General features: G+C 38.2%; 12 protein-coding genes and 1 pseudogene. All 13 read right to left on the reverse strand.

Annotated features, from left to right (window positions below):
- Positions 1 to 761, reverse strand: a pseudogene (locus tag K364_RS0103680) (tyrosine-type recombinase/integrase); the annotation flags it as partial.
- Between the two features lie 89 nt (positions 762 to 850).
- Positions 851 to 1081, reverse strand: coding sequence for a DUF6133 family protein (locus tag K364_RS0103685; RefSeq protein ID WP_028306881.1), 231 nt, complete (start codon positions 1079 to 1081; stop codon positions 851 to 853).
- A 130-nt stretch (positions 1082 to 1211) separates the two neighbouring features.
- Entirely contained in the window at positions 1212 to 1421 is a 210-nt protein-coding gene (locus K364_RS0103690; protein WP_242841650.1) for a DUF6133 family protein, read from the reverse strand.
- 80 nt (positions 1422 to 1501) lie between these two features.
- Complete coding sequence (locus K364_RS0103695; RefSeq protein WP_156946396.1) at positions 1502 to 1795, reverse strand: Mbov_0395 family pilin-like conjugal transfer protein; 294 nt, start codon at positions 1793 to 1795, stop codon at positions 1502 to 1504.
- A gap of 103 nt (positions 1796 to 1898) precedes the next feature.
- Positions 1899 to 3947, reverse strand: a complete 2049-nt coding sequence (locus K364_RS22780; RefSeq protein WP_051533791.1) for a VirD4-like conjugal transfer protein, CD1115 family — start codon at positions 3945 to 3947, stop codon at positions 1899 to 1901.
- 14 nt (positions 3948 to 3961) lie between these two features.
- Positions 3962 to 7378 (reverse strand): S-layer homology domain-containing protein, encoded by a 3417-nt coding sequence (locus tag K364_RS0103705; protein WP_028306884.1) that lies wholly within the window; start codon positions 7376 to 7378, stop codon positions 3962 to 3964.
- Between the two features lie 52 nt (positions 7379 to 7430).
- Complete coding sequence (locus K364_RS26565; RefSeq protein ID WP_156946393.1) at positions 7431 to 7601, reverse strand: hypothetical protein; 171 nt, start codon at positions 7599 to 7601, stop codon at positions 7431 to 7433.
- A 23-nt stretch (positions 7602 to 7624) separates the two neighbouring features.
- Positions 7625 to 8578 carry a relaxase/mobilization nuclease domain-containing protein gene (locus tag K364_RS0103715; protein WP_028306885.1) on the reverse strand — a complete coding sequence of 318 codons (954 nt, stop codon included), beginning with the start codon at positions 8576 to 8578 and terminating at the stop codon, positions 7625 to 7627.
- Positions 8527 to 8871 (reverse strand): MobC family plasmid mobilization relaxosome protein, encoded by a 345-nt coding sequence (locus K364_RS0103720; protein ID WP_242841647.1) that lies wholly within the window; start codon positions 8869 to 8871, stop codon positions 8527 to 8529. The genes K364_RS0103715 and K364_RS0103720 overlap by 52 nt, the downstream gene beginning before the upstream one ends.
- A gap of 8 nt (positions 8872 to 8879) precedes the next feature.
- Positions 8880 to 9194: a hypothetical protein gene (locus K364_RS25405; RefSeq protein WP_028306887.1), complete on the reverse strand. Its 315-nt coding sequence runs from the start codon at positions 9192 to 9194 to the stop codon at positions 8880 to 8882.
- 67 nt (positions 9195 to 9261) lie between these two features.
- Positions 9262 to 10245 (reverse strand): DUF3991 and toprim domain-containing protein, encoded by a 984-nt coding sequence (locus K364_RS0103730; protein WP_028306888.1) that lies wholly within the window; start codon positions 10243 to 10245, stop codon positions 9262 to 9264.
- Between the two features lie 25 nt (positions 10246 to 10270).
- Positions 10271 to 11005, reverse strand: coding sequence for a JAB domain-containing protein (locus tag K364_RS0103735; RefSeq protein ID WP_028306889.1), 735 nt, complete (start codon positions 11003 to 11005; stop codon positions 10271 to 10273).
- Positions 11005 to 11259 carry a hypothetical protein gene (locus K364_RS0103740; RefSeq protein ID WP_028306890.1) on the reverse strand — a complete coding sequence of 85 codons (255 nt, stop codon included), beginning with the start codon at positions 11257 to 11259 and terminating at the stop codon, positions 11005 to 11007. Before K364_RS0103740 ends, K364_RS0103735 begins: the two co-directional genes overlap by 1 nt.
- Between the last annotated feature and the right edge of the window lie 53 nt (positions 11260 to 11312).

The following is an 11312-nucleotide window of genomic DNA, read 5'->3' on the forward strand; positions in this document are numbered from 1 at the left end:
TCTGCGGGCAGCACAACCACTCTAAGGGGATTGTCCCGGCCTGACCGGGCGCTTTGTTTCCCCTTGGAACGTGAGGGCCGGATGGTTTGTTCCACCGGATCATAGTGCTGGAGCCGCATACTCAGCACTTCATCGATCCGGAAGCCCTCCAGCGTAATGCGGAATACCGCCTCATCCCGCAGCGTTTCAAAATGGCTGCACAGCGCATCCTTTTCCGCCTCCGAATACCACTTGATATATTCCCGGCGGGACTTTTGCCGCGGCAGGCTGCTGTCAAGAATATACTGGTAGTCGCAGGAATAAATTTGGCCATACAGGAAGGATTTCCGCGCCCTGTATGTATCTGTTTTGGTTTGAAACGTGATGTTGGTTTCGTAATTGTTGGCAAGCCATTTGTACATCTCGGTAATGGCTGTCAGGTACCTGCCGGCTGTGGCGCAGACAACCTCCGTTTCAAGGAATTTCAGCTTGAGTTCCTCAAGACCTCCATAAAGCAGATAGTGAATAAAGCTTTTCACATGCCTGTTGGTGGCGGTATCGTACTCCACGCCGATACTATGGAGATAATTCAGGTACACCACCAGCTTTTTGGCGTACTCTTTTCCGGTATTGGCATTTTGAAGGCTCCTGCTCTCGATCCATTGATTGATCTCAAACAGAGGAATCTGATAGTCGGTAATCATATGCCTGTAAACCATTCCGCCGGACTGTGTTTCAAAGGCAAAGCGCACAAGCTTGAACCTTTTCTTATCATTTTTCATGACATGACCCCTTTCTGACCAGGCGGATTATTTTTTGCCTGCTCAGAAAAAGTATAGCATGCCCTGTGTTTCACAAGAAAAGGATGCTCTTAACCGCCATAGTTGAACATGTCTTGAATACGGTCGCGTAATTCCGGCATAATCATTTCGCCAAAGAGAGCATAAAGCCCGGCGAGGAGCAAAGCGCCGATGACAACAGCAATTAAAATTTTAATTGCCGTATCCACAAAGCCTTCGCCGCGTTTATCCATTAATATCCGCCTTGTTCTTACTGCCATCTCAAAGGATTTGCCCTTGATAGAGTTGATAAAGTTTTTCATGGATGATCTTCCTTTCATATTTGAATTTTGGTTTGGTTTGCATATGATGAGAGGGAGAGGGAGGAAACCTTATTGAGAAAAGTTTTCCTCCCCCCAAACTCCCCCTCCTTCCAAAAGGAAAGGGGACTGTTTAAGCGTAGCACTTTCTATCGTGTTTATACCGTGAAGAAAACAAAATAGTGTCCTGAAAGAGCATATAAAGTCCAGCGAGAAGCAAAGCACCAATAACTACACTGATAAGAATCTTAACTGCGGTATCAATAAAACCTTCGCCTTTGTTTGATTCAATAGCATTTTTTGCTCTCCCAGCTATTTCCCATGTTTTAAGCTGTGCTTTCATCATTAAGTTTTTCATTGTCTGTACCTCCATTAATTTGATTTTTAAATAAAAAAGACTGCAAATCGGCAGCTTGCAATCTTTTAAGTATAGTAACCAATGATTAAGTTAAGTGTTGCTGAAGCAAGGACTGCTCCAATACATGAAACAATGGCAACAACGATTCTGTTGTTCCACTTCTTCTGATCCATCTCATCAGCTGCTGATCTACGAATAAAGAAATAGATAATAAAAAGAGCTGACACAATTGGTGCCAGGATCATCAGCCAAATGGTTACATCATTGATCAGTGCTTCTGTCCCCTTTGCAAGCTGACTGTTTTTAATATCAGTAGCATAGGCATTGGTTGAAAACATTATAGATGTACCAAAGGTCATCAAAAATATTATTACCTTTTCCTTAACCTTACTCAGATGAACCTTTGTCTTCTTCAAGGTTATCTCCTCCTGTCTGTTCATAGATAAGGTTTTTTCGAAAACCTTATCCCATGTTATAAACTGATGGTCTTTGAATGGATTGGTCTTCACAGATTGCTGCATAATAGGTCCAAATATTCCAAAGATCCATCTCGCTAATTTTGGCAGTTCTTTTTTGCCTTATATTTTCCCTTGCCTCTCGGACTTTCCGGTTATGTTCTTTATCACCTAGTCCGTAGATTCTGTTAAAAGTCCATTCCGATAAATCCGGGGCATACATCATTACTGGATTGTTCCTTGATGTTATAAGGGAAAATGGGCGTGAAATAAGCCTTACTTCATCGACTGTCAGTAAGGCTCTAGCTGTCAAATTAATACTATGTGAACTGGATGGTGTGGTAAACCTTGCATGTGATGCACTTAGGGTATAAGTACTTACTGTGTAATTCCCAAGCTTTTTACTGATCTCATCTAAAGTTTCAAGATCATCAGCTTGAAGATAAATCCAGTTCTCACAGTTACCTTTAATCGTTTTTGAAGTCTCCTTTCCATATTTTTCATCCAGTTGAGCAAAGGATTGGAGATATAGATTAAATCTTATGCCTCGCCCCCCTCCTACAGTCAGCTTTGTTGCAAAGTCAGGAATTTTTGTAAAGTTTCCAAATTCATCACATATAAAATTCACTCGATTAAGTAGTCTCCCACCTCTTTCATCCGCTGCTTTGACCAGCAATTCATAATGCTGTGAAACTAGTAAACTGGCCAGGCTATAGTAAGTTGTTTTTTCATCTGGAAGAGTGATAAAAACAGCCATTTTCTTTTTCCCGATATCCGTCACATCATAATCACTGGCATTGGTCATTGAATTAATCAGCGGATTAGTAAATAGCCTAAGCGTCGTCAGTGCTGCCGTATAAAAACTCCCTCTTGTTTTGCTAGGTGCAACTTCTGAAATAGCTAGGAGAGCCCTTGCCGGATGTGAAGGGCTCAGTTTTTTTACATATTCTAAAATAGGCATTTTACCATTAATAGTTCGACACATTTCTCCAATAAAATAATAGACATTGGTCATATTTTGATATTTTTTATTAGCTTTTTCTTTATTATCATAGACCACTGACATAATGGAACTGGCAATTATACTGGCTTCTCCATCTCGCCAGATCCTTTCTCCATTCGGCTCTCCCACCAAGTGAGATGTTAAATCCCATGTTGCTTCTACAGCCTTTGAAATATCATCTGCATCCACTGCATCAATAACCGGCTGAAGAAAATTATACCGCTGGCTTTTCAAAGGATTTTTAAAGTCGATACACACTACCTCGAAACCCATTCTTTCAAGAAAAGGATAGGTATATTGGTAAAGCTCTCCCTTTGGATCAGTTAATACCATACTCTCTCCAGCTAATGCTAAAGTACCGATAGATTGAAGTACGACAGTCCTTGATTTACCACTTCTTGTAGCACCAATGCAAAGGGTGTGAACATCATCACCTTCAAAGTAGATTTTTTCATTACCCCTTTCTTTCTTTAGTCCTAGTACGACACCACCCTTCGACATATAGGCTTTTTCCTGGGCATTATTTTCTTTGGTTTCATTGGTAGTTTTTGAATCTGCTTTGGACTTAAGTGTTTTTGAAAAAGTTTCTTTTTTCTCATAAGCTCTATCTATACCTCCATTCTTTAAATCCTCATCCCCACTTTTAATGAGATTTTTGATAAGTGAATGATTTTTCTTTAATACATAAGTATTAAAGGCTCTGTCTTTCTCTTTATCAGTAAGCCACTCAGCCGAGCCAAATTGCTTTTGACCGGCTGGCACTGGTGTTGAGATGTTCGGTGTGATTGCTCTCAGGTTGCTCTGATATGGCTTACTGTTCATAGCAATCAAATAAATCGAAGCAAGCGCGACAAACCCTTCGAAGCATAAAAAAAGTGCCAGATGCTGTTGATCTGACACAATGCTTTTCATGCTCTCAGTAAATGGCACAAATTTAATTATCGTCATTTTTTTCAGTAAAAGATAATGTAAATTTGCAGAGAGAACTATATTTATTATTGTTCCTGCTACCAAGGTTATTAAAGAAAGCAATAGACTGATTTTACTATTCAATAAAATCACCTGTCCTATTCAAAATGATATTTAACGGTATAGGTGATATTAGATTTATTATACATGCAAGTATGGTTTGTATAGTAATAGAACTCTAATTTTGAGTACTTCCCTGCTGGGAGCGTTTTAGTCATGTATATTCCGTTTTTTGTTGTTCCATAATCAATCTGATCCCATTGGTTAGTTTGAATATTATATCCTTTAACTCTACCGTAATCGCTGCCGCTGTGACCAGAAACAGGTGGAACATTGAAAGTGTACTCCGTAATGGTTGCTCCTTCTAATCCATTTTCAATAATTGTTGAATTTGGTCCAGTTAATGTCATACCTCCACCATTTTCTGCATCTGCAACGAAGAATACAATGGCAGTCCAAGAAGATGTAGCACCTGCTTCATCGACTGCTTTTACTTTCACCACATTTTTTCCTAATGGATAAGTGGATATTTCTGAAGGTCTTCCTTCCCAAACATAGGTAAACATATCACCGTCAGGGTCACTTGATTGAGCAGTTATTTTTACCTGAGTACCTGGTGAAACACTATTTGTATCTGGAGTTCTTGTAATCACTGGCGTTGACGGCGGATTATTGACAACGTTAAACTGTATACTGCTCCTAACTGAATATGCTCCGTATTGATCCACAGCTCTCACTTCAACTGTATGTATTCCCGGCAAATAATAATTATCTGCTGCCTTACCATTAAACTCATAGGTAATAGCATCCCCATCAGGATCTACGGAATGTACATTTATAGTAACTAGAAATTTCCCATTTTTAATCTGCCTTGTGACATCAGCACTGATAGTTGGTTTTTCTGGAGCTCTATTAAGTATTTCGATGGAAGAAGTATTTACAAATGTTCTTCCTGTCGGGTCAGTAAGATGTACTTCTAATTCATAATGACCGGTGCTGCTAAAACTGATTTCACTTCCATTTTTAAAATCTCCAATAACATATGAAGCCGGCTCAACATATTGTCCCTCTTTTTTAAGTTTCAAGAGCTGACTCATGTTTTCAATTTCACCTGAAACAATGGTAACAGGAATTTTATCGCCTATATGGGCATTAACAGGAAGATCAATTTCAAATGTCGGCAATGGATAGGTTTTAAGGGAATCATCAAAGGTAAATATTCTACCTAAATCATTACTTGCTGATGCCAGTAGCTTAAACTCACCTTTATCTAGAAATCTAACTAATCCACCATCATTTGTAAGCGTTCCTTCAACATATTCAGAAAGCTGGACTGGCTTGCCATCCTTCTCCAAATTCCACGTTATATTTGAATCTTCAAGTTCCTCTGTTGTTATATGAACTTCGATAGAAGTGTCAGTGTGTGCATACTCCGGTAATTCAAAGCTTATAGACATGACTGGATATACTTTGATGTTATCTCTATACTCAAATGTTCTTCCCAGCTCATCTACTGTTTTAGCAATTAAAGTATACTCGCCTTTATCAAGAAATCTAATTGTGCCACCTGAATTTGAAAGGTTACCTTCAAGAGAACTATTGATATTTACTTGCTGCCCATCTTTCTCAAGAATCCACTCAATATTCAAGTTTCCAAGCTCTTTATGATTTACTGTGACTTCACATTCTTCATCTGTATGCGTTGCTGCCGGAAGATCAACTGCAATTCCTACCACTGGATAGACCTTAATACTGTCGCTATATTCAAAAACTCTTCCTAACTCATCAATCACCGTAGCCTTTAAAATATAATCGCCTTTCTCTTTAAATATAACTGCTCCACCATTGTTATCTAAGCTTCCGTCAATATAGTCTGACAGCGAAACCTGTTGCCCATCTTTTACGACTGACCATTGAATATCTAATCTGCCAAGTTCTTTCGCATTCACAGGCACTGTTACTGTTTCATCTGAATGAGCAGTTGATGGTAAATCAAAACTTGTTTCAACCACAGGAAATACTTTAATTGAATCTTGCTTTTTAAATACTCTTCCAGTTTCATCGGTAACATTAGCAGCTAGAACATATTCGCCTTTGTCAATAAATCGAATCCTACCACCATCATTAGTCAATGAACTTTCGATATAATCATTAAAGTTTACTGGTTCTCCTTCTTTTTCAAGAGTCCATTCAATGTTTAGACTTCCTAAGCCAGTTTCATTAACCGTTAGTTCTAATGAATCATCAGTATATGCTGTTCCAGGAATGTCGAATTCCGTCGATATTAAATGGTAAATCTTAATACTGTCTTTATGTTCAAATATTCTTCCTACTTCGTCTGATACACTGGCGATTAGAGTGTAATCTCCTTTTTCAAGGAACCTGATAACACCGCCCTCATTATTCAAACTTCCCTCGATATATTCCTCTAAAGCTACGCTTTGCCCATTCTTCTCAAGGGTCCATTGGATTAATGAATCACCTACTTCGATTGTACTCACGTCAACATGAACTTCAGTATCTATATATGCAATCTTTAATAGACCGAACTGAATATCCATGACTGGATAAACATCTATTGTTTGTGAATAAGCTGACTCTTGATTTCTCGCATTTCTAGCACTAACAACCAGTGAGTATATTCCTTTGTCTTTAAATTGAATTTGTCCAGCATCTCCTTCTGTCATAAGATCTGCATATTGATTCAAATCAACAGGACTCATAACATCATCTTCATTAGATTTTTCCAAAGACCAAGACAAACTTTTAGCGTTTCTTGCTGTCCAATCAAACTCAACCGTCTTATCGGTATGAGTATACTCCGGTAGTTTAAAATCAATCACCGCTTTGGGGGAAGAGGAAGAAGAGTTTTCTTTTTTTATTATATTGACTGCATCATCTCTTTTACTAAGCATTTTGACTGTTTCCGCCCGTGTCGCTGGATTATCAGGTCTGAATGTACCATCTTCATAGCCAGCAATGATTTCATATCTCTTTGCTAATAGCACGTACCCTTTATCCCCATCTTTGATTATATTGTCATCTTTAAATCCAGTACTGCTTTTTAAATTCTTTGCGACAAGGTCTTTTTCAAGGGATCTGATAATCATTTTAGCAATTTCTAATCTTGTTATTGCACCATTGACATCGTATCCGTTTTGATACTCAGATAAATCAATAATCCCATTATCAACGAGTGCTTCTAGAGAGTCTTTAGCCCAGGAGCTTTCGAATTCATTCATAATGATTCTATCTTTGTTATCAGTTGAATTTTTTAGTTTTAGTAACCGAAACATTAAACTTGCAAATTCTGCCCTAGATATATTTCTTTCCGGCTTAAATGTTCCATCCGGATATCCTTTAATAATTTCCTTTGCCGTAAAATCTCTGATATGATCCTCAGCCCAGTGTCCTTTTATATCTGGAAAGTCAAGTTTTATGTTCTGGGCAGCGAATACCTGAGTGCTTAAAGCTACTATAAGTAATATTGCTATGGTCATCCTCATTAATTTCATTAATCATTCATTCCTTTCATTTTTAATATTTTGGTAAAATAAAAAAAGCACTTCAAGTGCCAACAGCATTACGTTCAGTTTTATCTTTTACACAGTCTTTGATCATGCAATAAATCTTGTAATCTACATTTCCGTTTTCATCTCTTCCTTTTTCAAAATAGTGAAGAAGGTAAAGACAACTTAAACATTTAATATTGCTGCTTTTAAATGTCATTCCTGACATATATCCTCCCTCCTCACTAATGGTTAAATTTCAGCTTCATTTTCTTTGTCCCAATCAAGACCTTCTCCTTTCTGCTTTTCAATCAGTTTTTCCTTAAGTGCTTGTCCTTCTAGAGAAGTTAATGGGTATTCGGGTGATTTTGCATCCTGTTTTTCAGAAAGCAGCATGAGTGATGTTAAAAGAAGCTCCATCCTCTCTCTAAGGACCTTTTCATCCTGATATTTTTTGTTCATTTCAAAAGTCCTGAGTAAGTTCTCTTTTGAAAATTGTTCAGGCGGGTAAAGCTTTCTATTCCTGCATTTTTTACCCTCTGGCGTGATGAAGGTAATGTACTTTCGTTCGTCTGTCCAATTGACATCGTAACCAAGCTTTTGCATATTCTCTACGAACATTTCCTTGCCGGTAGAATGTTTCATGCAAGCCTTTACCGACAGATAAAGTTCATATTTCCAACTTCGTCCCTTTGCCCCGCTTCGGTACTCTCCTCTATTCTTGTACTTGCCTTTTTTGCCGTCTACAACAAGTAAACCATGAGCTCTGCATATCTCATCTGAATAATCCTTCATTATTTGCAATTGCTCCCTACTTTGTTTCCATTTCAGACCTGTTTCCGCATTAACAGTGTTGATGATAAAGTGGGTGTGAAGATGTTCTTTATCCGTATGTGTGGCATAAACCACTTGAAAGCCTTTAAACATCTCATGCTCCAGTAATTTTCCTGCAATTTCATTTATCATTTCAGGTGTCGCCTTCTCATATGGAGCAAAAGACTGAACGAAATGTATAAACTGCCTTCCGGTTTCTTTTTGAAAGTGTCTTTTGGTTAGGACAAATTCATGGTAGGCATTTTCTGGATCACAGTTGCTACCAGCAATTAAATATGGCTCAGTCTTCTTAAGATTTAAAATATATGATAAAGCTCTCTTCATCCCCTGGTACGTTTTGTTTTCTGCGTTAATGAAGTCAATGACTGCCATATTTCTGTCACCACCTTTTTAACTGGCAAAATATCCGGGCAGGTTATTTTACCTTGATGACAGAGCATAGCAATCTGATTGAGATTTACCCCTACCTTTGAAAGCTGGTGAGTAAATTTTTTTAGGTCTTCAAAAACAGCAATATCCTTTTCGAGAGCTGAAAAGGATAAATAACGACTGAGATTCATATTGGCTTTCTTGGCTTTTTTTATGATGATTTCATATTCTTCCGGTGTGACTCTGCATTTGATAATTTTTGTTTTATTAGCTATACCACCACCTCCCATAACCATATAATGAATTATTCCATTTCAAGTTCTTCTTCATCTTCTAGCCCATGCTGCCATTTGACCATAGCTTCAAAGGAATCAAATTCCTCAGTCCAGGCATCACCAGAAGAATTATCAATCCCTACATAGATACCTTTATCAATTAGATAAAACTTACCCAGAGGTTTTCTGGTGTCAATAATTTGACTGGCTTCTTTTGAAGTTATTTTTTTAATATCATCCATTGCTTCACCGTCCTTTCTTACTTTTGATAATTTAAAGGGGCATGGGGATTTCCCCATTTTCAAGGGTGCAGGTTCACCTGCCAAGTGCACTTTGTGCCACAAAGTGGAAGCTTGCCCTCCACCAAGCCTACGGCTTCGGTTTTGGTTTTTGGGTTATTGAAACAGAAATTCAAAACATTTCAATAGCAGCTTCATCTTCTCCATACTCATCAGCTTGTGTTTCTCCTACATGTAAAGCTTTTGATTCTTCAAGCAAGGATATCAGGTCCTCATTAAAATCTTTTCCTTTAGGTAGATGCCGCAGGATTTTATACTTATCCCTGTGCTTATCCCGTATCTGCTGACATGAAAAATGCCCTGCTTCGTCATTATCGAGGCAGAGCATTATATTTGATATATTCAGGTGTTCCTGTAGATAATAGTCAAGTGGTTTTATTGCAACACCACCAAGGGAAATACAAGGGTTATTAAAGTCTTTGACTTTATACTTTTTCAGCAATGTTAAGTAGCTCATGAGGTCAATGGGGCTTTCAAAAACGCAAAGGGTATCGCCGTCTCCTTCTACGCAAAAGGGATATGCTTTATCGGAATTTTTGACATCACATCTGAATGATTTTCCTGTTGTATTGGTGCTTCTGATACTGGCATATTTTGCTTCTCCTTTTTTATCATAGCCTACAAATACGCAGCTTTTATATTTGTTCTCATACACCTTCCCTTTTTTTACAAGGTCATATACAATTTCTTTCTCAATACCCCTTGTCTTTATGAGGTAGGCAAATATGTGCTTGTACGTCTTATTTTTCTCAGGAAGTATAAATTCTCCTTTTATCGGCTCATCTTCCGGCATTTTAGCAGCTACATAAGGCAAAGCATCAGGAGCAATTCCTATAAGTTGTTTGATTGCTTCCACCCACGTTTTACCTTCCATCTCCATGACAAATTGGATTGTTCCCCCGCCTTTACCCTGGGAAAACCAGTTCCACTTATGCCCGTCAGAATGAACATATAATCCCCCATACCCCTCAATTTTATATGCTTTTGCTGATACCTGTTTGATTGGATATCCGGCATCTCTGGCATAACTAATAATGTTGACACTATTGGCTTGTTCTATCTGTTCATCGGTAAACCTTAATGTTTCTCTTCCCATCACCTCACCACCTTTTTATTTACAGCTATAATTCCCATTCTTCATCTTCCACTTCGGACTGAGGGTCAAATTGCATTTCTTCTGACTTTTCTTCCACCGTTGATTTCCCATCTAGTAAAATTGGTTCATAATTGGCTCTATCCTTGCAGCTGTTAGGAATATATCCTCGCTCTGCCATTGAAGTATAGGATGCACCGGCTACAATAATATGATCCAGTATACTAATATCAAGGGGATGAAAAATATCAACCAGCCTTTGAGTTAATGCTTTATCCTCCACTGATGGATTAAGTCCCCCACCTGGATGGTTATGTGCTAGAACCATGGATTTACAATCAGAGGCGATAGCCGCTTTTAATATTTCCCTTGGAAAAACCGGCGCCTGCCCGACTGTGCCTTCGGAAATTGTTTTTGTTTCAATAATACTGTTACTGCTGTCCAAAAAAGCAATTATAAATCTCTCCTTATCTTTCATTCCGCTTAAAAGGGATGAAAAATACTGTCCTGAATGAGATGATGAAGTAAGTTTAATTTTATTCTCATTTTCATGCATTTTCAGCAGGTTATATGAAGAAATAAATTCATTAAGAAGCCCTATCTTTTCAAGCTGTTTCTCATTTGGCTCCATAACCTGTGGATGCTCTAAAATATTAAAGGGATTGTTTTCCTTTGCATACTGTTGAATCTTTTTAAGTGGTAATCCGGTCAACTTTGTAAGTCCCTTTAAAAAATTGGAGGTGTAACGCAGATCCTTGCTCATTACGCATCGCCTCCCTCTCCATCAAGATCCAGATCAGCTATATCTCCATCAAAAGCTTCAATAACTGCTCTTAAATCCTGAAGTTTACTTAGAACATCAACCGGTAAATCAAAGGATTCCAAATTGAGAAAAAAGGTTTTAATACCCACGCTTTGCATATAAGTGCTGACTTTTCTCTCAGTTTCAGTATCCAAATCAAGGAGCCACGTCATTACTTCTACTGTTTTTTGATATTCCATAGCTTTTTGATTCATTTGCCATTCCACCTTTCATCCAAAAATTAAAGAGCTCCTCTTTAGAAGCTCCA

It is taken from the genome of Desulfitibacter alkalitolerans DSM 16504, assembly GCF_000620305.1.
Lineage (GTDB): Bacteria > Bacillota > DSM-16504 > Desulfitibacterales > Desulfitibacteraceae > Desulfitibacter > Desulfitibacter alkalitolerans.